The organism is Microbulbifer sp. HZ11, from assembly GCF_000708675.1.
Taxonomy (GTDB): Bacteria; Pseudomonadota; Gammaproteobacteria; order Pseudomonadales; family Cellvibrionaceae; genus Microbulbifer.
Genome location: NZ_JELR01000002.1, coordinates 1,251,617 through 1,274,328, shown reverse-complemented (window position 1 = coordinate 1,274,328; position 22,712 = coordinate 1,251,617). Strand labels below are relative to the sequence as shown.

General features: G+C 50.3%; 28 protein-coding genes. All 28 read left to right on the top strand.

What is annotated here, in order from left to right:
- Positions 1–26 precede the first annotated feature (26 nt).
- Positions 27–476, top strand: a complete 450-nt coding sequence (locus tag AU11_RS12955; RefSeq protein WP_043320506.1) for a DUF4426 domain-containing protein — start codon at positions 27–29, stop codon at positions 474–476.
- A 39-nt stretch (positions 477–515) separates the two neighbouring features.
- Complete coding sequence (gene rdgB, locus AU11_RS12950; protein ID WP_043319753.1) at positions 516–1,157, top strand: RdgB/HAM1 family non-canonical purine NTP pyrophosphatase; 642 nt, start codon at positions 516–518, stop codon at positions 1,155–1,157.
- Between the two features lie 39 nt (positions 1,158–1,196).
- Positions 1,197–2,429, top strand: a complete 1,233-nt coding sequence (gene hemW / locus AU11_RS12945; RefSeq protein WP_081848106.1) for a radical SAM family heme chaperone HemW — start codon at positions 1,197–1,199, stop codon at positions 2,427–2,429.
- 238 nt (positions 2,430–2,667) lie between these two features.
- Positions 2,668–2,994: a thioredoxin TrxA gene (gene trxA, locus AU11_RS12940; RefSeq protein WP_043320505.1), complete on the top strand. Its 327-nt coding sequence runs from the start codon at positions 2,668–2,670 to the stop codon at positions 2,992–2,994.
- 430 nt (positions 2,995–3,424) lie between these two features.
- Positions 3,425–4,684, top strand: a complete 1,260-nt coding sequence (rho, locus tag AU11_RS12935; RefSeq protein ID WP_043319751.1) for a transcription termination factor Rho — start codon at positions 3,425–3,427, stop codon at positions 4,682–4,684.
- 296 nt (positions 4,685–4,980) lie between these two features.
- Positions 4,981–5,250, top strand: a complete 270-nt coding sequence (locus AU11_RS12925) for an RNA-binding protein (protein ID WP_010133764.1) — start codon at positions 4,981–4,983, stop codon at positions 5,248–5,250.
- 149 nt (positions 5,251–5,399) lie between these two features.
- Positions 5,400–6,863 carry a 4-hydroxy-3-polyprenylbenzoate decarboxylase gene (gene ubiD, locus AU11_RS12920; protein ID WP_043319749.1) on the top strand — a complete coding sequence of 488 codons (1,464 nt, stop codon included), beginning with the start codon at positions 5,400–5,402 and terminating at the stop codon, positions 6,861–6,863.
- Positions 6,864–6,895: 32 nt separating this feature from the next.
- Entirely contained in the window at positions 6,896–7,291 is a 396-nt protein-coding gene (locus AU11_RS12915; RefSeq protein ID WP_043319748.1) for a hypothetical protein, read from the top strand.
- A gap of 122 nt (positions 7,292–7,413) precedes the next feature.
- Positions 7,414–7,986: an HNH endonuclease gene (locus AU11_RS12910; protein WP_197023839.1), complete on the top strand. Its 573-nt coding sequence runs from the start codon at positions 7,414–7,416 to the stop codon at positions 7,984–7,986.
- A gap of 85 nt (positions 7,987–8,071) precedes the next feature.
- A complete protein-coding gene (locus tag AU11_RS12905; RefSeq protein WP_043319746.1) occupies positions 8,072–8,563 on the top strand; it encodes an arsinothricin resistance N-acetyltransferase ArsN1 family B in 492 nt (163 codons plus the stop codon).
- A gap of 117 nt (positions 8,564–8,680) precedes the next feature.
- Entirely contained in the window at positions 8,681–9,079 is a 399-nt protein-coding gene (locus AU11_RS12900) for a hypothetical protein (protein WP_156035310.1), read from the top strand.
- Between the two features lie 104 nt (positions 9,080–9,183).
- On the top strand, positions 9,184–9,792 hold the full coding sequence (locus AU11_RS12895; RefSeq protein WP_043319744.1) for a hypothetical protein: 609 nt from the start codon (positions 9,184–9,186) through the stop codon (positions 9,790–9,792).
- Between the two features lie 124 nt (positions 9,793–9,916).
- Positions 9,917–10,294 (top strand): hypothetical protein, encoded by a 378-nt coding sequence (locus AU11_RS12890; RefSeq protein WP_156035308.1) that lies wholly within the window; start codon positions 9,917–9,919, stop codon positions 10,292–10,294.
- A 129-nt stretch (positions 10,295–10,423) separates the two neighbouring features.
- Positions 10,424–10,951 carry a CbrC family protein gene (locus AU11_RS12885; RefSeq protein ID WP_043319742.1) on the top strand — a complete coding sequence of 176 codons (528 nt, stop codon included), beginning with the start codon at positions 10,424–10,426 and terminating at the stop codon, positions 10,949–10,951.
- 87 nt (positions 10,952–11,038) lie between these two features.
- Positions 11,039–11,440, top strand: a complete 402-nt coding sequence (locus AU11_RS12880; RefSeq protein WP_043319741.1) for a hypothetical protein — start codon at positions 11,039–11,041, stop codon at positions 11,438–11,440.
- A gap of 145 nt (positions 11,441–11,585) precedes the next feature.
- Positions 11,586–12,008: a hypothetical protein gene (locus AU11_RS12875; protein ID WP_043319739.1), complete on the top strand. Its 423-nt coding sequence runs from the start codon at positions 11,586–11,588 to the stop codon at positions 12,006–12,008.
- A 119-nt stretch (positions 12,009–12,127) separates the two neighbouring features.
- Complete coding sequence (locus AU11_RS18695; RefSeq protein WP_081848105.1) at positions 12,128–12,445, top strand: DUF1493 family protein; 318 nt, start codon at positions 12,128–12,130, stop codon at positions 12,443–12,445.
- 1,066 nt (positions 12,446–13,511) lie between these two features.
- Positions 13,512–13,892 carry a hypothetical protein gene (locus AU11_RS12870; RefSeq protein ID WP_156035306.1) on the top strand — a complete coding sequence of 127 codons (381 nt, stop codon included), beginning with the start codon at positions 13,512–13,514 and terminating at the stop codon, positions 13,890–13,892.
- A gap of 155 nt (positions 13,893–14,047) precedes the next feature.
- A complete protein-coding gene (locus tag AU11_RS12865; RefSeq protein ID WP_156035304.1) occupies positions 14,048–14,533 on the top strand; it encodes a hypothetical protein in 486 nt (161 codons plus the stop codon).
- A 140-nt stretch (positions 14,534–14,673) separates the two neighbouring features.
- Positions 14,674–14,994, top strand: a complete 321-nt coding sequence (locus AU11_RS12860) for a hypothetical protein (protein WP_043319736.1) — start codon at positions 14,674–14,676, stop codon at positions 14,992–14,994.
- A gap of 557 nt (positions 14,995–15,551) precedes the next feature.
- Positions 15,552–16,145, top strand: coding sequence for a DUF1877 family protein (locus AU11_RS12850; protein WP_043319733.1), 594 nt, complete (start codon positions 15,552–15,554; stop codon positions 16,143–16,145).
- A gap of 157 nt (positions 16,146–16,302) precedes the next feature.
- A complete protein-coding gene (locus AU11_RS12845; RefSeq protein ID WP_043319732.1) occupies positions 16,303–16,620 on the top strand; it encodes a DUF4160 domain-containing protein in 318 nt (105 codons plus the stop codon).
- Positions 16,601–16,858, top strand: a complete 258-nt coding sequence (locus AU11_RS18690; protein ID WP_043319731.1) for a DUF2442 domain-containing protein — start codon at positions 16,601–16,603, stop codon at positions 16,856–16,858. The genes AU11_RS12845 and AU11_RS18690 overlap by 20 nt, the downstream gene beginning before the upstream one ends.
- A 157-nt stretch (positions 16,859–17,015) precedes the next feature.
- On the top strand, positions 17,016–17,516 hold the full coding sequence (locus tag AU11_RS12835; RefSeq protein WP_156035302.1) for a hypothetical protein: 501 nt from the start codon (positions 17,016–17,018) through the stop codon (positions 17,514–17,516).
- A 645-nt stretch (positions 17,517–18,161) separates the two neighbouring features.
- Positions 18,162–19,718 (top strand): IS1182 family transposase, encoded by a 1,557-nt coding sequence (locus tag AU11_RS12830; protein ID WP_043315428.1) that lies wholly within the window; start codon positions 18,162–18,164, stop codon positions 19,716–19,718.
- 518 nt (positions 19,719–20,236) lie between these two features.
- A complete protein-coding gene (locus tag AU11_RS12825) occupies positions 20,237–20,533 on the top strand; it encodes a hypothetical protein (protein ID WP_043319729.1) in 297 nt (98 codons plus the stop codon).
- Complete coding sequence (gene tnpB, locus AU11_RS12820; protein WP_255343224.1) at positions 20,500–20,883, top strand: IS66 family insertion sequence element accessory protein TnpB; 384 nt, start codon at positions 20,500–20,502, stop codon at positions 20,881–20,883. The genes AU11_RS12825 and tnpB overlap by 34 nt, the downstream gene beginning before the upstream one ends.
- 26 nt (positions 20,884–20,909) lie before the next feature.
- Positions 20,910–22,511, top strand: a complete 1,602-nt coding sequence (locus tag AU11_RS12815) for an IS66 family transposase (protein WP_051687358.1) — start codon at positions 20,910–20,912, stop codon at positions 22,509–22,511.
- The last annotated feature ends 201 nt before the right edge of the window (positions 22,512–22,712 follow it).

The following is a 22,712-nucleotide window of genomic DNA, read 5'->3' as shown; positions in this document are numbered from 1 at the left end:
AAGAAACCGATCTACAGGAGAACGCCGTGAAACGTTATTTTGCAGCATTTATTTCCATAGCGCTGTTGCTTTGGGCTACAGCCGCCGCGGCCCAGGGTGCGAAAACCATCGAGAACCACAAGGTCTTTGGCGATTACCGGGTTTCCTACTCGGTATTCAACAGTGACTTTATTTCCCCGGAAATTGCCCAGCACTACAAACTGGTACGCGCCCGGGACCGCGCCTTTGTCAACATCTCCGTCAGCAAGATTGATGAGACCAAAGGGAGCAGTGTTGGCGTGTCCGGAAATGCAACCAATCTGATTCAACAGTCCCGCCCGCTGGAATTTAAGGAAATTCGCGATCAGGGCGCGGTGTATTATCTGGCGCCCTTCCGCTTCGAGCACGAAGAGAGCCTTACGTTTAATATCGACCTGGTTATGCCCGATGGCAGTACCCAGGAACTGACTTTCCGTCGTCAGCTGCACAAGAACTGATGCACACCCGCCGGATTGCGCCGGAACAGTAGAATTTTCATGGATAAAATTGTTCTCGCCAGCGGAAACGCCGGCAAGCTGAAAGAGTTTTCCCAGCTGTTTTCCGGCTGGCAGATTGCGGTGTTTCCGCAGTCGGATTTTTTGCAGGAAGAGGCGGCGGAAACCGGCCTCAGCTTTATCGAGAACGCCCTGATCAAGGCTCGTCACGCCAGTAGAGCCAGTGGCCTGCCGGCGCTGGCGGACGACTCGGGCCTGGCGGTGGATGCCCTCGGTGGTGCACCGGGTATTTATTCTGCCCGTTATGCCGGTGCGGGCGCCTCCGATGCGGACAACAACCAGAAACTACTGCAGGCGTTGGAGGGCGTGCCCATGGAAAAGCGCGGTGCCAGCTTCCATTGCGCCCTGGCCTTCGTGCGCTCCGCCGAGGACCCGATACCCCTGGTCTGTACCGCGCGCTGGGCGGGCCATATTCTCAAGCGCCCGGCAGGTGATCAGGGGTTTGGGTACGACCCGCTGTTTTACGTCGAATCTGAACAGCTCACCTCCGCACAGCTGCCCAGGGAGGTGAAAAACCGGCTCAGCCACCGCGCCCTGGCGGTGCGGAAGTTCGAGCAACTGTGGCACGAAGAGATGGTGCTGCCACAGCAGCGCCGGCCCGACACCGGCAAGACACTGTTCTGACCTGTTTTGAAAACAACTCCACAGGCCACCGGGCTGGCAATGCAACTTCCTCCTCTGAGTCTCTATGTGCATATCCCCTGGTGTGTGCGCAAATGCCCCTATTGTGATTTCAACAGTCATGAATTCGCTGCGGGCGCTCACCAGATCACTGCGGGCGCGATCGAGCATGCCGAGGGGGCGACTGCCGGTGATCGGCAATTGCCGGAAGCCGAGTATGTGGACCAGCTGGAGCGGGATCTTCGCAGTCAATTGCCCTGGGTCCAGGGACGCAAGCTGGGTTCAATCTTTTTTGGTGGGGGCACTCCGAGCCTGTTCTCACCACTTGCCATAGACCGGATTCTGGATCTCGCCGAGTCCCTGACGGGCTTTGAAGAGGGGATCGAAATCACTCTCGAGGCCAACCCCGGCACCTTCGAGCAGGCCAAGTTCGCCGGCTATCGCGCCGCCGGGGTCAACCGCCTGTCGATCGGCGTGCAGAGCTTCGACCCGCTGCAACTGCAGAACCTGGGCCGGATCCACACCGGCGATGAGGCGCAGATCGCCGCCAGTCAGGCCCGGGCGGCGGGTTTCGACAATATCAATATCGACCTGATGCACGGCCTGCCGGGGCAGGGGGAGCAGGATGCGCTGAAGGATCTGGAGCGAGCGGTGGCGCTGGGCGTCGAGCATATTTCCTGGTACCAGCTCACCATCGAACCCAACACCGCCTTTTATTCCGCGCCACCGGTGACCCCGGGCTCGGAACAGATTGCCGCGATCCAGCGGGCAGGGCGGGCCTATCTGGCGGGCGAGGGCTACCAGCGCTATGAGATATCCGCCTATGGCCGAGCCGGGCTCGCCTCCCGTCACAACCTGAATTACTGGTCTTATGCGGACTATATCGGCATCGGTGCCGGCGCCCACGGCAAGTTCACACTTCCCGAGAGTGGCCGCATCATCCGCACCCAGCGCACCCGGGCGCCCAAGCACTACCTGGCCCTTGGCTGCGAGACCGGAGAGCGGGGTATCGCGTTCCCCCAGCCAAAAATCAAGGAAGTCACCGCGAAGGAGCGCCCGCTGGAGTTTCTGATGAACGCCCTGCGCCTGGAAGAGGGCGTGCCGTCGGGGACATATCCCGGCTACACCGGATTGCCACTGGAGGGGCTGGGCAAGGAGTGGCGCCACCTGGAAGCCATGGAGCTGGTGCGGCCACTGGGGCCCACCATCGCCACCACGCCCTTCGGCTATGACTACGTAGACGAGATCCTGCAACGCTTTCTGTCAGATGACTGATGCGGGCGATCGATATGGGAGCCCCACCCCTTGAAAAGGTGGCTGCGGCCCTCATATAGGGCGCAATGCCAATCTGTTGTAATGACGAGCCCGTACAATGGGACGAATTGCCAGTGGCGACGAGACCATATGCCTTGCGGGGCCAGCGTGCGGTACTTATGATGACTTCCGGCGCGGCCGCTGTATGTCTGCCGGCACAGCCGCTGGGCCCAAAGAAATTGAATCACAGGAAAGCACTATGAGCGCGAACATCGTCAACGTAACCGATGCAGAATTTGAAGCCGAAGTACTCAAGGCCGAGGGCCCGGTACTGGTGGACTTCTGGGCACAGTGGTGTGGCCCCTGCAAGATGATCGCCCCGGTACTGGAAGATCTGGCGGGCCACTACGGCGAAAAGCTGAAAATCGTCAAAGTGGACGTAGATGCCAACAAGGAAGCCGCTGCCAAGTACAATGTGCGTGGTATCCCTACCCTATTGCTGTTCAAAGGCGGCAATGTGGAAGGCACCAAGGTAGGCGCCCTGTCCCGCGCCCAGCTGACCGAGTTTATCGACAGCCAGATCTGATCCCTGCGAGCGGGGCGCCTTGGGCGCCCCGCCTGCCGTTTTATGGGCCGGAACGTATAAGAATTAGGCCTTGCAGGATGCCGAACTGCGGTTATACTGCCTAGTAATCAAATTAACTGTTCAGTCCAGACCTGAGCCAAGTCGCCAACCCCGCTGCTGACGCAGCCTCTCCGGCGCAAACTCCTCAAGTTGAACGATCCCCGCCTGGCACTTCTGCCGCATCCGGTGTGCCCTTGCGAGTGGTCATTCGTATTTAGCGAGTCGTTGAGTTCGTGACGAGTCGTTTAATCTGTGAAGAGTTGCGTGCGGTCAGTCAAACCGTCGGCATGTCGAACCGGGCAATATCACCATCGAAACTTCAGCTCCCTCCGCAGAAACGTCCGGCGCGTCCGCGCCAACCGACAGAAGAAACCGTAATAAAGCAATTGGTATGAACCTTTCTGAATTAAAAACCAAACCCATTGAAGAACTGATTGAAATTGCCAAGGGCATGGGGCTCGAAAACCTCGCCCGCTCGCGCAAACAGGACATTATTTTCAATATCCTGAAACGCCACGCCAAAAGCGGCGAAGATATTTACGGCGAAGGTGTATTGGAAATCCTTCAGGATGGCTTTGGTTTCCTGCGGTCTGCGGACTCCTCCTATCTGGCCGGCCCCGACGATATTTACGTATCTCCCAGCCAGATCCGACGCTTTAACCTGCGTACCGGTGACTCCATTTCCGGCAAGATCCGTCCCCCTAAAGAAGGTGAGCGCTACTTTGCCCTACTAAAAGTCAGCGAGATCAACTTCGACAAGCCGGAAAACGCCCGCAACAAGATTCTTTTCGAAAACCTCACCCCGCTGTTCCCCAATGACCGCCTCGGTCTTGAGTGTGGTAACGGCTCCTCCGAAGACCTCATCGGCCGCATCATTGACCTGGTTGCCCCTATCGGCAAAGGCCAGCGCGGATTGATCGTGGCGCCGCCCAAAGCCGGTAAAACCATCATGTTGCAGAACATGGCCCAGGCCATCACGCGCAACAACCCCGAGTGCCACCTGATCGTGTTGTTGATCGACGAGCGCCCGGAAGAGGTTACCGAGATGCAGCGCTCGGTGCGCGGTGAAGTGGTTGCCTCCACTTTTGACGAGCCGCCGGCGCGCCACGTGCAGGTCGCGGAAATGGTGATCGAAAAGGCCAAGCGCCTGGTTGAGCACAAAAAAGACGTGGTAATCCTTCTGGACTCCATTACCCGCTTGGCACGTGCGTACAACACCACCGTGCCGAGTTCCGGTAAAGTGCTCACTGGTGGTGTGGATGCCCACGCCCTGGAACGCCCCAAGCGCTTCTTTGGTGCAGCGCGGAACATCGAAGAAGGTGGCAGCCTCTCCATCATCGCTACCGCCTTGGTTGATACCGGCTCGAAGATGGATGAAGTGATCTTCGAAGAGTTCAAGGGCACCGGCAACATGGAACTACAGCTGGACCGCAAGATCGCTGAAAAACGTGTATATCCCGCAATCAATGTGCGCCGTTCCGGCACCCGCCGCGAAGAGCTGCTGATGCCGGAAGGTGAACTGCAGCGCGTGTGGATCCTACGCAAGCTACTGCACGATATGGAAGATCTCGCCGCCACCGAATTCCTGATCGACAAGCTCAAGGACTTCAAAACCAATGACGAATTCTTCCTGTCCATGAAACGGAAATAATTCCAATACAGAATAAAGGCCTGCGCAATATGCAGGCCTTTTTTGCATGGAATGAACAATTTTTGCAATGCGATAAAACAGGCGTGAAATTACGCCGAATTCAGTTGAAAAGGCATTGCGATAGGCATATAAAGGCCAACAACGAAGTGTTGAACAGTATTTCAACACTGACCGAATTGATCCCGCGCGGCTGGGAAGTCGAGCGACTCTGGATCAATCTCAAATGGTGAACTCGGTGGAGCTGGTTGCCATTTGTGTATTGCTCGACAGCCCACTGACTCTAGTGAGACTTTTTTGTGAATATCTATATCGGAAATCTGGCCTACGGCGTAACCTCTGACGAACTGCACGAAGCATTTGGTGCGTTCGGTGAAATCTCCCGGGCTACTGTAATCACTGACCGGGAAACTGGCCGTTCTAAAGGTTTTGGTTTCGTAGAAATGCCGAACGACGACGAAGCGCGTAAGGCTATCGAAGAAATGAATGATCAGCCGCTGTCTGGCCGTAACATCCGTGTTAACGAAGCCAAGCCGCGCGAAGACCGTCCGCGTCGCCCCCGCTTCTAAGACCTCTTAGAAGTTCGGCAGCCCGCAGCACACCCGCTGCGGGTTGTTCTCCTCCCCCCGTTTTCCCTCCGCCTTATACAAGCGCGGCGTTATTTTTTGCCCTGTCTGTTTTACACTGGCCGCTGCTTACAGTCATCGACCGGTAAAACATGAAATACAAAGACCTGCGCGACTTTATCCAACTACTGGAAAAGCGCGGCCTGCTCAAGCGTATCAAGCACCCCGTCAGCCCTGTGCTGGAAATGACAGAGATTGCCGACCGCGTTCTGCGTGCCGGTGGCCCCGCCCTCCTGTTTGAAAACCCCACTGGCTACGACACGCCGGTTCTCGCCAACCTGTTTGGCACACCCGAGCGCGTGGCCCTTGGTATGGGTAAAGAGTCCGTCAGTGAGTTGCGGCAAGTCGGTGAGCTGCTCGCTTTCCTGAAAGAGCCGCAACCCCCGGAAGGCTTCAAAGACGCCTGGCAAAAGCTACCCATTTTCAAGCAGGTCATGAACATGGGGCCGAAAGTGGTAAACAAGGCGGATTCTCAGCAATTTGAAATCGACACAGGGGGTATCGATCTCAACCGACTGCCGATACAAACCTGCTGGCCCGGCGATGCCGCCCCGCTAGTTACCTGGCCGCTTGTGATCACCCGTGGTCCGGAAAAAAAACGCCAGAACCTGGGCATCTACCGTATGCAATTGATCGGTAAAAACCGCCTGATCATGCGATGGCTGTCTCACCGCGGCGGCGCCCTGGACTTCCGCGAGTGGCAGCAACAGCACCCGGGGGAGCCCTTCCCGGTCGCCGTCGCTCTGGGTGCCGACCCTGCCACTATCCTGGGTGCGGTTACCCCGGTGCCGGATACCCTCTCCGAATACGCCTTTGCCGGACTCTTGCGCGGCAGTAAAACCGAAGTTGCCGACGCCAGGCTCAGTAACCTGCAGGTGCCGGCCAGTGCCGAATACGTGCTCGAAGGTTACATCTACCCCAACGATATGGCCGACGAAGGTCCCTATGGCGACCACACCGGCTACTACAACGAGGTTGATCGCTTCCCGGTATTCACGGTGGAGAAGATCACCCACCGCAAAGATCCCATCTACCACAGTACCTACACCGGCCGTCCGCCAGATGAGCCCGCGGTACTGGGGGAGGCATTAAATGAAGTGTTTGTACCAATACTGCGTAAACAGTTCCCGGAAATTGTGGATTTCTATTTACCACCGGAAGGCTGCTCTTACCGGCTTGCAGTCGTCACAATGAAAAAGCAGTACGCCGGTCATGCTAAACGGGTGATGATGGGGGTCTGGTCATTCCTGCGGCAGTTTATGTACACCAAATTTGTTATCGTCACCGATGACGACGTCAACGCACGGGATTGGAAAGACGTGATCTGGGCCATGACCACCAGAATGGACCCGGCCCGGGATACAGTGATGGTGGAGAACACACCCATCGATTACCTGGATTTCGCCTCGCCAGTCTCCGGCCTCGGTTCAAAAATCGGGTTCGACGCTACCAACAAATGGGAAGGAGAGACCACGCGGGAATGGGGGCGGCCCATCGAAAAAGATCCGGATATCACCCGAAAAATTGATGAAATCTGGGGTGAACTCGGCCTTTGAGAAAGAGATCATGACAACGCCAGGGAGGGCGTATGGAAATTATAAAAACAATCAAACCGGGAGATGATGGCAGCAAACGCTATCACGATAAATATGGCGAGCAACTGTGCGCGGTACGGTACCGGCGATCGCCATGTAAGAAAACCGTATACACCACGGTAGAAATCATCGTCGCACAGCGCGAGGCTTACCAAAAAAATCAATCCAAACGCATCGACAAAACCCACCCCCCACATACCAGCGAATGGGTGGCGGTAAAAGTTGCCTACGATGAGGCTGAGCTACGCGCAGCAGTCCGGAGAATGGGCGGCCGCTGGAGCAACCGCGCCAAAGCGTGGGTGGTAAAACGTAGCATGGCGACGCGTCGAAATATAAGCCACCGAATCGTCGAAGGCCTGATTGACGAATGCCTAGATATAGACATATAAACCGGTAAAGGAAATGTCTAAATATAGCCATACTGGGTATATCTAGACATGTCATGCCTATATGTAGACATTATGTCTATATCTGGGGCTATTGAATAAAACTGTTATAGCTAAAGAGAGTTATGGATTACTTATCACTATTCAGAATGCCAACCCCGATGAAAATCACGGGGCGGTCTTCAAGCATCACGAATTCATTTATTAACTCAATTATCCCAATAATTGTTCCAACAAATGAGCAAGTGAAGGAAGCATTGGAAATTCTTGGCATGGATCACGATAGTTTCCAATGCTCCTATTGTGGTGCCACTGCTTCGGAGTGGGATCACTTGCGACCTTTGGTTCTTAATAAAAAGCCAACGGGGTATATTTCAGAAATCCATAATTTGGTTCCAGCTTGTGGAAAATGCAATCAATCAAAGGGCAACAAGCCTTGGCATACTTGGATTACAAGTTCAGCAAAGTTATCGCCAAAATCTAGAGGCGTGCCAGACCTTAACCAACGCATTGATAAATTGCATAAATACGAGGCTTGGCTAGAGCCAACTAAAGTTGATTTTGAGGCAGTTGTCGGTAAAGAAAAGTGGGCGCAGCATTGGGCAAACTGGGAGTCGGTGCAAAATACTATGCGCCAGGCTCAAACGCTCGCAACTGAAATTAACCAAACAATAGCAAGAGAATATGCAAAGCTATAACAAGGCAATCAACTACGCGCCTGCGGCGCCGGACGCTCGTACCTCGCGCCGGTTATTGCGGCGTTAAGCGTCAGTAAGAGTCAAAATGATAAGGCAAGCTGAAAAATCGGATGCAGCTAACATTGCTGAAATCTATAACTACTACGTGTTGAATACATGCATCACGTTTGAAGTGGAACCGGTAACAGAAGAGGAAATGACCCTTCGTATATTGGAGTGCCAAGAGAATGGTCTGCCGTGGCTTGTCGCGGAGTATGAAGGTGAAGTTGTCGGTTACTCTTACGCAAGTAAGTGGAAGGGCCGTTGTGCTTATCGGCATTCTGTTGAAGCTACGGTATATCTAGATCGCACTGCTGTATCCAAAGGGTGGGGGTCAAAACTGTATTCAGATCTATTTTCAAAATTAGCTAAAAGTGGCGTGCATGCGGTAATCTCGGGTATCGCATTACCAAATGATGCCAGTGTTTCATTGCATGAAAAATTTGGAATGGAGAAAGTAGCTCATTTTAAAGAGGTCGGGCGTAAGTTTGATAATTGGGTGGACGTTGGTTACTGGCAGTGCCTGGTCCGCGCTTAACAAGGTGCTGCAGCTGACGTCTTACTTTATGCACGTTTCGCGCAGTCGCTACGCTCCTATTTTCGCGCAAAACGCGCACAAAGTAAGCCGCCGCTGAGCACGGCGTTAAGTGATTAGATGCAAAAAGAAAGTGCTAGCGTTAAAGAGACGTTGTCAGGGATTTTCTCAATGATCGGTGGCAGCGCGGCTGCAATTGCGCCTGTTCTAATTTGGGGGTCTGGGAAGTCCGTACTTGTAATCGGAATAATATTAGCTCTATTAGCTACTTCAGTTCTTCTGTATGCAATAGAGTATGGATATAAAGTTGCGCTGTATTTTTCGCTTTGTGTAGCTGCATACTCTGCGGGATTTGGGTTCGTCGTATTTATACCTTTATCCTTGTTTCGTGTTGACTATCCGGTTCCAATAGAGGTGTATCTGATCAGTATATTGATTGGTATAGTTGTTATTCTTGCCGGCTATTTTATCGGGCAAAGATTTAAATCACTTAACAAATCGCTGCAGGCCGACGTCTAACTTTGTGCACTTTATGCGCGGTCGCTTCGCTCTCATGTTCGCGCATAAAGCGCCCAAAGTTAGCCGCGGCTGAGCGCGGCGTTAACTGCTGAGGAAATCACTACATGAGTACAGTTGAAGTAGTCACATTGATAAAAGATATTATTCTCGCAGTTGCGGCAGCTACGACGGCATTCATAGCCTATAGGGGAGTAGCGCGGTGGCAGGAGGAGCTGAAGGGCAAAGCTAGTTTTGAGACGGCAAGATCCCTCATTAGAGCTACTTACAAACTGAGAGATGAAATTGATTACTGCCGATCTCCCTTTATTCCTGCCAGTGAGTTTCCGGAAAATTATAGCCCTTTGGGTGATCGCGACCCGAAAATAGAAGGTGATGCCTACTTACATATTTACCGGAATCGCTGGCAGCCTGTTTCAGACGCGGTACAAGAGTTCGAGGCTAGCATTCTTGAAGCAGAGGCATTATGGGGATCAGAGCTAAAAGAAAAATCAGAAATGTTAAGAACCTGTGTTCGTGATTTGAAATCAGCTATTCAAACTGTGATCGAAGATAAGTACTCTGGCGGAGAAGAATTCAAAGATATCGAGTTTCGCAAGGAAACTATGGCAAAAGTATCTGGTAGAAAAAGTGGGGACAATCTGCTGTCAAATAATATCGCAGCCGCGATTGAGGAACTTGAACTACGAGTGCGACCGCACTTGGGCCGCAGTTAACAAAGCAATGCAGCCGACGTCTTACTTTATGTACTTTTTGCACGGTCGCTGCGCTCTCATTTTCGTGCAAAAAGCACACAAAGTAAGCCGCGACTGATTGCGGCGTTAAGTTTCGATCAGTCATATGAAGAAATATATTCTGACAATTTTTGTTCTGGCTGCTACATCTTTAGCACATGGGTCCCTCCCGCCACCTTGCGGCTGGGAAATCATGAATATTCATGAAAAGAATCCTGGGCTAGAGGGGTTTGCAATTCAGCAATACCCAGATTGGGACAAGGATAAAAAGGTTTATAGAGACGGCCATCCCTATATTGTCTTCTTCAAGTTTAAGAGCGGTATGGATCACATCGTTTTCTATTCTGCTTCCGGTCAAGTAATGGGCGGTGAATGGACAAAACTACCTGATAGCCATTGGGAAGAGTATAAATTACGGGGTGTTGCTGACCTTTATCATGAATGCCGAGGCCATCATTCATTGGGCGCGGCGAGTAAAACTTAACAAGCAGCGGCAGTGCGACAGCCAACGCTACGCACCTTTTGTGTTACTCGCTGGCGCTCAAACATTAACACAAAAGCTGCTCCGCGCTGGCTGCGCCTGCGCTGGGCGTTAACTTTCTCAGGAGAAATCGTGGAATTCCCGAAATTTAAATATCATCCAGACCCGATTTCGACGGGTGCTATCAAAGAAAGTGATGAAACTTGTGAATGCTGTGGTGAAGCTAGAGGTTACATATATACCTCTAATCTATATGCTGAAGAAGAAATTGAGTTTATCTGCCCTTGGTGCATAGCCGATGGCTCAGCTGCTAAAAAATTCGATGGTATGTTCTCTGATGATTATCCGCTGCAAGAAGCAGGAGTGTCTGAAGAGGTAATCTCTGAAGTATGTGAGAGAACACCGGGTTATAACTCTTGGCAGCAAGAGGTATGGCAGGCCCACTGTGGAACCGCTTGTGAATTTCACGGCGACGCCGAGAAAGAGGAGCTGACTAATCTAAAAGGTGAAGCGCTAGAGATGTTCCTCCGAACAGAAATGATAAAACCAGATGTATGGCAAAATATCCTCGAGCATTATGAGAAAGGCGGTAATCCAGCAGTCTACAAGTTCAAGTGCACTGACTGTTCAGAAGTCATTTATACAATGGATTTTACATAGTGCCAAAAGTTAACAAGCGCATGTTGTCGGACTGGTTTTCCGCTGCGCTCCAAACCAGCCGCAAATGCGGGCGTTAAGCGTCAATACATGTCGAAAATTAAGATTCTAGTAAATTTGGGTTTGATCTGTATTGCTGTAGCGGCATTTTTATGGATCGATAATCTATTTTTCCGAGATAATTTCTCTGTAAGAGTGACAGATAACTCGGGTTGTAAACTTGAAAGATATGAAATATCTCTTCCGGAAAAAACTGTAGTTGTCAATGAAGAGCAGGCTATAAAAGGTACGATTGGAGCTCTCGGAAAAATTGATACCTTGATTCATGTATACGGTAGGGAAGATAGAGATGGAAAAATTTCTTACGTACTGAGGGCTAGGTACTCAGATTGTGATGATATCGTGGGTGAAAGAAGGGCTGTGAAAAAAGGGTATCTTTTGTATGAATATATAAAAGATGGAAAAGTACATTTTCAAGTGAGGTCCACGTAAGTGGACACGCTTAACAAACAGTGGCAGAGCGACAGCCAACGCTACGCACCTTTTGCGTTACTCGCTGGCGCTCAAACATTAACACAAAAAGTGCTCCGCGTTGGCTGCGCCTGCGCTGGGCGTTATGTGCAGTAAGGAGAATAATTTGAAGTCATCAGAGAAGAGACCGATTTTAGTCTGGCTAATATTTTTATGGTTCGTAGTGACTGGGATATCTGGCCTTTATCAGTTGTACGCGCTTTATTCAGGAGATATAGAAATTCCTGCAGGCATGGAAAAGCCTGAGGGCGTACTTTACTACTTCAAAGGAATTTTTGGCGTAGTTCTTGCTGTGCTCGCTGCAACTCTACTGTTCCTGAGAAAGCCAGCGTCACGATGGCTGTTTCTAGGATTGTTTATTTTCACTGTCCTTTCAGGAGTTTTTACACTTTTCACTCATGACTTTCCAGAAAGTCAATTCACTCTGTTAAAGTATATTTCCGTAATTACTTGGATAATTTACGGACTTATTGTGTGGTATGTTTTCACACTTGAGGAAAGGGGCTACTTCGTAGGGAGCCGCACATAACAAACAGCGGCAAAGCGACAGCCAACACTACGCGCCTTTTGTGTTACTCGCTATCGCTCAAACATTAACACAAAAGGCGCTCCGCGTTGGCTGCGCCTGCGCTGGGCGTTACATGTCCTATGGAATCTGAGATCATCAAATTCGTATCAGAATTTACAGCGATAAAAACGGAAAGAATTTCCAGAGATACTCTAGTTAATTTTGATCTAGGTATAGATGGTGATGATGGGGTCGAGTTTCTCGAGGAATACGCAAAGAATTTTCACGTAGATATAAGTGGAATTAATGAATCGTATTTTGGCTCTGAAGGCCTTCCTATATCATGGCCATACCATTTTTTGCGTTTGCTGGTTGGCTATAGGCCAAGAAACTTAGTGCCACTATCCGTCTCCAGGCTAATAAAGTCTGCGGAGGCCGGAAAGTGGGTCAACATGTAACAAGGCCGGGCAATTCGCTCCGGGCCTGCGGCCCTCCGCGGGACAGCTTACCTTGTGCGCGTTTTGCACGGGTCGCTTCGCTCCCATTTTTGCGCAAAACGCGCACAAGGTAAGCTGCCCCTGCCGGCGGCGTTAATGTTCAGATTCATCATGCCGCCGCCTAAAATTTTCAGTGTGCTTGATGAGCCATTTGGCGGCTTATGTCGTTGTAGAAGCTGCATCGCTAGCAGGGATTGACGGTTGATATAAATAGCCAGCAGTGGCTTCCCTTCGTTAAGGTATTTACTGGCGGCGGAAGAAATTTTGTAGGGTTTTCCTTTTGGGCGTATAAGCCGCTCCAGGGAAAGCGTGGTAGGGTACAGCCAATCGTGCCACCCGTAGTTCGCTGGTAGTTAGCGAGTTCAGGATTGGCGGTTTTTAAGTTGGTAAGTCACTTTCAGGCCTCCAACATTAACAATCACGGGCAGTGATGCTCCGGCCCTTCGGGCCTCCGCGGGACGGCTTACCTTATGCACGTTTTACGCGGGTCGCTTCGCTCCCATTTTCGCGTAAATCGCGCATAAGGCAAGCCGCCCCTGCCGTTAACGTGCTGAGGCAAGAAAGTAGTTCGTGGTTTGGCGGAGAGAAATTGGAGTTAAAAATTTAGAATAGTGGGCTTTGGTTAAATCCACGTTTGCATAGAAAGAACGCTGGTTCTTCGGGATTTTAGCTGCTATCTGAAATTACAGAGAGCGGCAGAGTTCGCTTAAAATTTCTGGCTTCAAGTTAGGTGGCTCGGTTCAACTAGCGTTTTAAAATCCAGGTTTGTTGTAAGGTGCTGAGAGATTTGTGCTAATTTTAACCCTTGCTAAAGGGTGCGTGTGGTAAGTCTCAAGCAAAAAATTTAGTCCGTGGCGGCCCGAAGGGCGGTGCACGTTAACAAGGTGCTGCAGCCGACATCTTACTTTGAGCACTTTGTTGCGCAGTCGCTACGCTCCTATTTTCGCGCAATAAAGCGCTCAAAGTAAGCTGCGGCTGAGCGCGGCGTTAGAATTTTATGAGACTAGTTGGCATAGAGAAAAATATAGTGCTTTTAGGAGCTGCCACTATTTTTGTTTTGGTGGCCTGGATCTACTTTGAAATTACGAAGAGTGAGGTCCAAATTGCGCAATATTCCGAACCCTCGACATCTCTCCTTCGCGGTGAAGCTGAAGCAGAAGAAGACTTCAGAAAAGGGCGGTGGGAATTTAAGATGGCTCGTAATGAGAGGGAAAAGCTTACCTTTCTCGGCGTTGAAGATTCAATAATTAAAGAACAATTTGACGTTGAGCCGTCGGCCTTTGCATACCTATGGTGTGTGGTTGTTACTGAGGGCTATGAATCTTGGAACGTGCCTGAGGATTACAAGCATAACCAGTTTTACGTTGTTGGTTACAATAGAAGATTGTTTGAGCTTCTGACCAAGTAGAATTCTAACAATCACGGGCAGTGAAGCTCCGGCCCTTCGGGCCTCCGCGGGACGGCTTACCTTATGCACGTTTTGCGCGGGTCGCTTCGCTCCCATTTTCGCGCAAATCGCGCATAAGGTAATCCGCCCCTGCCGTGGGCGTTATGAGTCGAATCATGATTAGAGCGATATCAATAGCCTTCATTCTTGCTAGCGCGAACGCATTTTCATGGGAACCTCATTTCCATGAGCTAATTGAGGCTAAATTGACCGCGGAAGTTGGGCGGGATTTAGGGCGAGCTTCTGTAGAAATGGTGCTGAATGAGCCAAATGGAAAAATTGAGAGCGTAGTTATTCGGTCAAACTACGGAGAAACAACCCTAGATGCGTCACAATTCATCGGAGTTGAAATCGTGAGGTTGAGTCAGCTAAGTATTGTTTCTTTTGATCTCGGTATCGAAGATATGGAGCCATCATTCTCTGCGTGTGTGCCATATGGTAAAGGAAAGTTTGTTGAGAAAGATGGCGAGAAAAAATTATTAATGCCTGTATTGGGTATCCGTACTACGGCACAAGGCAGCAACATATTCAAACTGCCGCTACCAGAAGATGGTGTCCGGCATGAAGACCGCGATGGTTGCTTCTACCTTTCGGAGCAGTAACTCATAACAATGCGCTGCAGACCGACAGCTTACTTTGCGCACCTTTTGCGCGGTCGCTGCGCTCCCATTTTCGCGCAAAAGGCGCACAAGGTAAGCTGCGGCTGAGCGCGGCGTTATGCAAAGACAGATGACTTGAAAGTATGATTTCAGAATCAGATTGGAAGAAATTCAAGAAGATAAAAGAGGCTGCTCTAGAGAGGTTCTGCAGTCGCATCTTGAAAGATGTCGAAGATGGACTGGATAGTGAAAAGATTGATACGAGCCATGGTAGGTATTTGTATATTTACAAGTTGATAGAAAACTATGATAAACAGATTGGTTTGCTTTTTAACGATCATAGTCGGTCCAAAGCAGTGATTCAGCTTATGATGTTGCGCGGGGAGGGTATGGTATTGGCTGAAGAGCTAGAATCTCTATCTGCCCAAATTATTGAAGATACAAATCCAAATAAGTATGCATAACAAGTGGCTTTTGGTAGCCGCACAAAATACGTGCGGTGGGACGGCTCCGCTGTCGCTCCGCCGCCCCAAAGCCAGGCGTTATGTGGCATGGAGATAAATTGAAAATCTCAAGGATAGTCAAGTACACATTCATCATGTTTGTAGCGCTCACGGCATTAAGTGCATTCACGACTATGGTAATAGGCGTTCTCGATACAGCTGCGCTGTCGATTGGCAAGGTTTCAATATATCTATTACTTCCGTCATTTGCATTAGCAGTCGCCATATATGCACTGATGGCCAAACGAGACGTAGCAAGAGCATGGAGCTATGCTGCCAGTGTGTATTTGTGTAATTTTTTATTGGGAACTATAAGCATTTCACTGCTAATGCAAGATCTACATATCCCAACAACATGGGTCGTAGATCTGCCTTTATCTTTAGTCTCAGCAGTTGTCGGCACTATAATTGGCTTGAAGTTGGGTGTAGAAAATGCGATTACCACATAACAAACGCAAGCATCCGACTCGCTACGCTCCCGGCTGTTGCGGGCGTTATGAGAATAGTTAGGGCCAAATATGAATTATACCCTTTACTCAATTTCTAAAAATAATATAGACGTAGTTCTCAACGATCACCTTGCAATGGCTTTAGTAATCGAGCCAGATGATAAGTCAATGTATCTTGATGCTTTAGAAGGGAAAGGAGCAAAAAAATCTGCTTTAGAAAAGGTACTTTCTATTTTTTCTAGAAGACACATTCCTAGTGTAGATAATGACCAAGAGAAGAGGTTCTCGTATCAGTTAGAATGGGAGTATCTTCCAATGCAGTATTGTTTCGAGAAAGAAAGCAAAGAAAAGAATACTCCATTTGATTTCATTGTTTCTGGTGGTCAAAGAATAGGTTATGAAATTGGTTGGGACAAAGTTAGAGTTTTTGCGCCATCTGAAGTTTCAAGTCTCATTAGAGAAGTGTCCGAAGTAGACAGTGAATTTATCGAGAAAAACTTCGATGCAGAAGATATGCTGAGTAGAGATCTCTTTTCTAGAAAATGGAAGATGGAGTACGCTGAGGATACAAAGTTGGATCTTAAGAGAGGCATTAAAGATCTGGGCAACTTTCTTGAACGCTGTAAAGTTAAGGGCTGCGGGTTTTATGTGGTTTTGAGCTAGCCCCGCTCATAACAATCAGCGGCAGAGCGACAGCCAACGCTACGCACCTTTTGTGTTACTCGCTGTCGCTCAAACATTAACACAAAAGGAGCTCCGCGCTGGCTGCGCCTGCGCTGGGCGTTATGCAATCAAGTAGAAACTTCACAAGGAGAATGTGATGCCAAAACTATATCAATACCTCGGAATTACTCTTTTCTTCTATAGCAATGAGCATGAACCTATTCACGTCCATGCAAAATATGAAGGAAAAGAAAGTAAGGCGGAAATTCATTTCTTCCACGGAAAAATCAGCAAGATTATCATCAAGGATAAAGGGCAGGGTTTAGATCCTAAGAAGAGAAAAGAGTTTGAAGAATTTGTCAACGTATATGCTGATGAAATCGTTGAGAAGTGGGTTTCATACTTCGTGAGAAAGCAGCCTATTGCTCCTAAAGTAATCACGCAGAGAGTTAAAAATGTCAGAAATTTTGGTTGAGTCTGTCCGTCACCTAAAATCTCACATTCTTGAAATAACTTTCAATGATGGCCACAAGCAGATCGTAGATTTTGCACCATTCATATTTTCTGTGGGTCATCCAGACTATGAACAGTATAAGTCTGAAAGAAAGTTTCTTGAGTATGAGATAGTGGATGGGAACCTAAATTGGGATGATTACACAATGATTTTCCCTGTAGAGGATCTCTACGCTAACAAAATACTCCGAAGTGCATAACAATCATCGGCAGAGCGACAGCCAACGCTACGCACCTTTTGTGTTACTCGCTGGCGCTCAAACATTAACACAAAATGCGCTCCGCGCTGGCTGCGCCTGCGCTGGGCGTTAAGCCACTACAAGAATGAGATACGTGGAATCAAACTGTTGGAGAATCATGGTATTAGTGCTGTCAGTTACGACAGTTCTAATATTTTTCCGATTCCATATTTACATGACAGTAACTCCATTTGAATGTTGGAGTATCGAAGACGTATGGGATTATCGCCCTGATACTTTGAATCCATTTTGGATGTATGCTTTGGTGTTCTTGTTGCTCGCAATCTGGTCATTTATTGAGCTTTTGATCGGTATATCCGCAAAAAATCTACGGTTTGTACCGTTCGTTTCGTTATTTTTAATGATCTCTGTTTTGTTTGGCCATTTACACTTTTGGCAGTCTTTCAAAATTTTGCGTGGCGAAGAGGAGTTCAATTACTTTACGCTTAAGCTGGTCCACTTTGTAGTGCCAGAACCAGCAGTAAGACTTTCGGGGTCTCCGCCTAGCTGGCAAGAATACCTGATTCAAAATAGGTGTAATAAAGGACTGGCAATTTCTAATATGTCAGAGCAAGAATACGCAGAGCTTCGCAATAGCTTCTTGGAGCTCTGGGAGTAAAGGCTTAACAATCAGCGGCAGAGCGACAGCCAACGCTACGCACCTTTTGTGTTACTCGCTGTCGCTCAAACATTAACACAAAATGCGCTCCGCGCTGGCTGCGCCTGCGCTGGGCGTTAATGTTCCGGTTCATCATGCCGGCGCCATCGAGAGTTGTGAGGCAATTTACTAGTGATTCGGCGGCTGTCGGCCTTGTTGCGGCGTAATCGCTGGCAGGATTTTACGGTTGATTTTAATCGACAGCAGTGGCTTCCATTCTTTGCATTTATTGGTGGCGCCGGAAGTAGAGTAGGGGAGCAGTCCTGTTTGGCTCATTAGCCGCTCCAGGGAAAGCGTGGCATGGTACAGCCAATTGTGCCGTTTGTAGTATGTTAGCCTTTGCTGGCTTCAGGTTTGGTGATTTAAAGAGGCAAAGTCACTTTAAGTTTCCCAACATTAACAATCACGGGCAGTGATGCTCCGGCCCTTCGGGCCTCCGCGGGACGGCTTACCTTATGCACGTTTTACGCGGGTCGCTTCGCTCCCATTTTCGCGTAAATCGCGCATAAGGTAATCCGCCCCTGCCGTGGGCGTTCAGGCTGTAGARAAACTCTAAAACCTAGTAGATTTTGATAAAATCTGCGGGCCCGGTTCCGAGATCCCGTCATGCCCAACTTCAAGCCCTATAATTACAGCCAGGACACAATGGTTGTAATCAATTTCGAAGATCAATTGCAGCCGAATACCTTCGAGTACACGCTGCATCACCTGATCGATAACCGTATCAATCTTTCCGCTTTCTACGACAAGTACAAGAATGAAGGTGGTGGGCGGTCTGCATACGATCCGGCTATTCTCTTGAAGATTATCCTGTTCGCTTACTCCAAAGGCATCACGTCTAGCCGGGAGATCCAATGGCAGTGTGAGCATAATATACTGTTCAAAGCTCTGTCCTGTGACAGCGTGCCGCACTTCACCAGCATTGCCAGCTTTGTCAGTAGTTATCCCGATGCCATACAGTCTGTCTTTGAGCAGGTGCTGATGGTTTGCGACCAGGAAGGTCTTTTGGGTAATGAACTCTTTGCCATTGATGGCTGCAAGATGTCGTCGAATGCCAGCAAGTCACACTCTGGAACTTTTAAAGAGCTCGAGCAAAAGCAGGCGAAGATCCGCAAGAAGATCCGTCATTGTCTCTCAGAGCATAAGAAGCTGGATGGAAGGAAGCCCGCCGAACGGGAGCGAAAGCAGCGTCTCGAGCAGGCGCAGAAGACCTTGGAGAAGCACTTTGAAAAGATCGACAACTTCCTAAAGACGCAAGCCCCAAGGATGGGGCAGGGCAAGAAACCGAAAGAAGTAAAAAGTAACATCACCGACAACGAGTCGGCCAAGATGAAGACTAGTAAAGGCACCATCCAGGGCTATAACGGAATTGCGGCGGTCGACAAGAAACATCAGATTGTCGTGGAGGCGCAAGCCTTCGGGGAAGGGCAGGAAGCGCATACCTTAAAGCCGATTCTTGACGGCATTAACACGCGTTATCGGAACGCAGGTATCGCCGAGGATATTCTTTCGGACCAGGTCATTGTTACCGCAGATACCGGATTCTCAAGTGAATCTAATAACGAGATGCTGAGAAGTGAAGGTGTCAATGCCTTCATTCCCGACAACCAGTTCCGTTCCCGCGACAAGGCGTTTGCCAAGCAAAAAGAAAAACACGGTAAGCGTCACCAAGATACGGTAAAGGGCGTTAAGCAGGTTCTGCCCGCTAGCGAGTTCAGACTCAATAAAAGAAGTAAGACCTGTATCTGCCCCGCCGGCAATGAAATGTTGCTCTACCGAGATGAGCGCGTCAGCGAGGGGAAGCAAAAACTTCACTTTGAAGGGCGACTCACAGACTGTCGACACTGCCCGCTAAAAAGCCAATGTATGCGCAATCCCGAATCGGCGGATACCCGGGATGGCCACGGACGACAAGTCTCTTTTACTTGGACGAATGGTAAAACAGCAACGGACTGGATGAAAAGACGGGTCGATAGCGTGGAAGGCAAGACAATTTACAGTCATCGCATGTCGGTGGTCGAGCCAGTCTTCGGTAATATTGGCACAAACAAGCGACTGAGTCGCTTCTCGTTGCGTGGAAAACACAAGGTGCAGGGACAGTGGCAGATGTTCTGCTTGGTGCATAATATCGAAAAGTTGATGCGATACGGCGCAGTACATTAATTCCTAGGGGCTTCTGCATTAATTTTGGGGCGATATGGTGAAAATACGCGCATGCGTGAGTAAGTGAAATTAGTGTGGTTAAATGGCGGTCAGTATGTAAACGAGAAAAGAGCCTTGAGGCGACGACTGCTGGGAGTTGTTTTTCTACAGGCTCGTTAATGTTTTTTAGAGCTGTGGAAGGGGTTTTAGATTCAAGGTTCCTAGGGTTTGGAAAAGTGGTAGCGGATGCTTCTGTGGTAATAGGCCGTTACGTGAAAACGTGGAACCAGCATTTGACTTCTGCTGCCGGGCTTCGTCATGCTTTTCAATTGCCCCATTTGTGCCGTGCCGCTGGTAGGTTCATCGTCGGCTTCGCCCACGATCGGTAATCTGAAATTCTGTGCCAAGTAGGGCGGCACCGCACGTTAGTTTTAAAGGTGTCCGCAAATGTTAATATTGGTAAGCGCTCAATAAACCCCATCTAAAACTCGGCAACCCTGCCCGGTACGCTTCTGATTTTTAACGATCAGGAGATCCACATGACCACCCAAAGTAAAACCGATTTCTGGCAGCAGCATATTGCGGACTGGCATGCTAGTGGTTTATCTCAGGCTGCCTACTGTGACCAGCACAATCTAAAGCTCAGCACCTTCACCTACTGGCGCAGCAAGCAGAGCAAGCCCCGGCCGAAATTGATCCCGGTATCTATGCCGACAACCTCCGATCTGGCTGAGCTCTCACTGCCGGGCGGGATTCAGCTTCAGCTTCCGGTCACCGCTCTTGAGCAAACGCTGCCGATACTGTGGCGCCTGCTGCGAGAGCAGCGTACATATTAAGGCCGGCACAGTCCGCCCAAGTTTACCTGTACATGGAGCCGGTGGACATGCGCAAGTCCATCGACGGCCTCGCGGCACTGGTGGAGCTGGAGATGGAGCTGTCGCCAGCGCTCGAGGCCATCTTCGTGTTCTGCAATCGCGGGCGCGACAAAATCAAGCTACTCTACTGGGAACGTAACGGCTTCGTGGTCTGGTACAAGCGCTTAGAGAAACAGCGCTTCCAGTGGCTGCGCGATGCGGACTTTGTCTATCAACTGCGCACTGGCCGCGATCTGAACCAGCTCCTCGACGGACTCAATATCTGGAGCCAAAAACCCCACCGATCTATCCAGTTCGACTCGGTTACCTGAGCCCGCGCTGCGATACAATGGCGGTCATGAAGAAGCTGACCGCCGAACAACTCCCAGATGATATCGATGCGCTGAAAGCGCTTCTGGTTCAGCAGCAATCTCAGTTGCTGCAGAAGCAGCAGCGTATCGACCTGCTCGAAGAGCAGATTCTACTGATGCGGGACACGCACTTTGCCCGCAGCAGTGAACAGTCCCCGGATCAGTACGGCTTCTTTGATGAGGCTGAAGTCGAATCGGAAACGCCTGCGCCGGATCTTGCCGCAGAACCCCCTTCTGAAAACGCCACAAAACCTCAGTCGAGAAAGACCTCCGGTCGCCGCGCCTTGCCGGCGGAACTTCCACGTGTCCGCCGTGAGCACGATCTGCCGGAGGAGCAAAAGAGCTGTACTTGCGGCTGCCAGCTCCAGGCTATTGGCGAAGAGATCAGCGAACAACTCGACATCATCCCGGCCAAAATCCAGGTCATCCAGCACGTACGCAAGAAGTACGGCTGCAAGACCTGCGAGTCCAATGTCAAAACGGCGCCACTACCGGCCCAGCCCATCCCGAAAAGCAATGCCAGTCCCGGCCTGCTGGCCCAGGTCACCGTTGCCAAATACCAAGATGCACTGCCGCTGGCCCGACAGGAGAAGATCTTCGCCCGATATGGCGTAGATCTCCCACGTAACACTCTGGCCAACTGGATTATCCGCTGCGGTGAGCTGGTACAGCCACTGCTGAACCTGATGGAAGACCGATTACGATCAGGTCCCATCATTCAGTGCGATGAAACACCAGTGCAGGTACTCAAGGAGCCCGACAAGCCACCGGAGAGCAAATCCTATATGTGGGTACGCCTCGGCGGCCTCCCGGATGAGCAAGTCGTACTCTACGACTACCACGCCAGCCGCAGTGGCGACGTGGCCGGCCGCCTATTGTCCGGCTACACCGGCTATCTACAGACCGACGACTATGCCGGTTACCACGCCGTGGGTAGTGAAAACACCATCACGCACATCGGTTGCTGGGCCCACGCGCGGCGGAAATTTATCGAGGCACAAAAGGTTACCGGCGGCAAAGATAAAAAGAGCAAAAGCAAATCGAAATCGCCCAGTAAAGCCGATATTGCATTGAATTACATCGGCCACCTCTATGGCATCGAGCGGCAAGCTAAAACGTGTACTGCGGAAGAGCGCTATCAGATCCGCCAGGCGAAAAGCCTGCCCGTACTGGACAAGCTGCGCGGGTGGCTCGATAAAAACCTACCGAAAATACTACCCAAGAGCACACTTGGCAAAGCAATGTCGTACCTCGATAAGAACTGGACGAAGCTCTACCGGTATACGGAAGATGGCCGCCTAAGAATCGACAACAACGCCGCTGAGAATGCTATCCGTCCGTTCGTAATCGGCCGCAAGAACTGGCTCTTCAGTGATACGCCAAAAGGTGCCAAAGCCAGTGCAGCACTGTATAGTCTGATTGAAACGGCTAAGCTGAATGGCCTGGAGCCGCACAAATATCTGGCTGCGGTATACAGCCGTCTGCCACAAGCCGAATCAGTGGAGGCCACCGAGGCATTGCTACCGTGGAAGATCAGAGCTGCTGGGCTACCTGAAAGCAATACTCGCGTCGAGGGCGGGGAAGACTGATCGTTTACTAATATTGTTCGTTCTATTCGGTGGCCGGCTCAAGCCCAGGTAAAATATAGCGGGTCAAAATTTGGCCCAACATTAACAAGCGCAAGCAAGAGTGCTCCGGCCCTTCGGGCCTGCGCGGGACGCCCAACGCTGTGCACCTTGTGCGCGGTCGCTGCGCTCCCATTATTGCGCAAAAGGCGCACAACATTGGGC

Coding starts and splice junctions, on each gene's coding strand:
- rdgB (WP_043319753.1), top strand. CDS start 516: ATGGATAAAATTGTTCTCGCCAGCGGAAACGCCGGCAAGCTGAAAGAG.
- hemW (WP_081848106.1), top strand. CDS start 1,197: ATGCAACTTCCTCCTCTGAGTCTCTATGTGCATATCCCCTGGTGTGTG.
- trxA (WP_043320505.1), top strand. CDS start 2,668: ATGAGCGCGAACATCGTCAACGTAACCGATGCAGAATTTGAAGCCGAA.
- rho (WP_043319751.1), top strand. CDS start 3,425: ATGAACCTTTCTGAATTAAAAACCAAACCCATTGAAGAACTGATTGAA.
- ubiD (WP_043319749.1), top strand. CDS start 5,400: ATGAAATACAAAGACCTGCGCGACTTTATCCAACTACTGGAAAAGCGC.
- AU11_RS12915 (WP_043319748.1), top strand. CDS start 6,896: ATGGAAATTATAAAAACAATCAAACCGGGAGATGATGGCAGCAAACGC.
- AU11_RS12910 (WP_197023839.1), top strand. CDS start 7,414: ATGGATTACTTATCACTATTCAGAATGCCAACCCCGATGAAAATCACG.
- AU11_RS12905 (WP_043319746.1), top strand. CDS start 8,072: ATGATAAGGCAAGCTGAAAAATCGGATGCAGCTAACATTGCTGAAATC.
- AU11_RS12900 (WP_156035310.1), top strand. CDS start 8,681: ATGCAAAAAGAAAGTGCTAGCGTTAAAGAGACGTTGTCAGGGATTTTC.
- AU11_RS12895 (WP_043319744.1), top strand. CDS start 9,184: ATGAGTACAGTTGAAGTAGTCACATTGATAAAAGATATTATTCTCGCA.
- AU11_RS12890 (WP_156035308.1), top strand. CDS start 9,917: ATGAAGAAATATATTCTGACAATTTTTGTTCTGGCTGCTACATCTTTA.
- AU11_RS12880 (WP_043319741.1), top strand. CDS start 11,039: ATGTCGAAAATTAAGATTCTAGTAAATTTGGGTTTGATCTGTATTGCT.
- AU11_RS18695 (WP_081848105.1), top strand. CDS start 12,128: ATGGAATCTGAGATCATCAAATTCGTATCAGAATTTACAGCGATAAAA.
- AU11_RS12865 (WP_156035304.1), top strand. CDS start 14,048: ATGATTAGAGCGATATCAATAGCCTTCATTCTTGCTAGCGCGAACGCA.
- AU11_RS12860 (WP_043319736.1), top strand. CDS start 14,674: ATGATTTCAGAATCAGATTGGAAGAAATTCAAGAAGATAAAAGAGGCT.
- AU11_RS12850 (WP_043319733.1), top strand. CDS start 15,552: ATGAATTATACCCTTTACTCAATTTCTAAAAATAATATAGACGTAGTT.
- AU11_RS12845 (WP_043319732.1), top strand. CDS start 16,303: ATGCCAAAACTATATCAATACCTCGGAATTACTCTTTTCTTCTATAGC.
- AU11_RS18690 (WP_043319731.1), top strand. CDS start 16,601: ATGTCAGAAATTTTGGTTGAGTCTGTCCGTCACCTAAAATCTCACATT.
- AU11_RS12835 (WP_156035302.1), top strand. CDS start 17,016: ATGGTATTAGTGCTGTCAGTTACGACAGTTCTAATATTTTTCCGATTC.
- AU11_RS12830 (WP_043315428.1), top strand. CDS start 18,162: ATGCCCAACTTCAAGCCCTATAATTACAGCCAGGACACAATGGTTGTA.
- AU11_RS12825 (WP_043319729.1), top strand. CDS start 20,237: ATGACCACCCAAAGTAAAACCGATTTCTGGCAGCAGCATATTGCGGAC.
- AU11_RS12815 (WP_051687358.1), top strand. CDS start 20,910: ATGAAGAAGCTGACCGCCGAACAACTCCCAGATGATATCGATGCGCTG.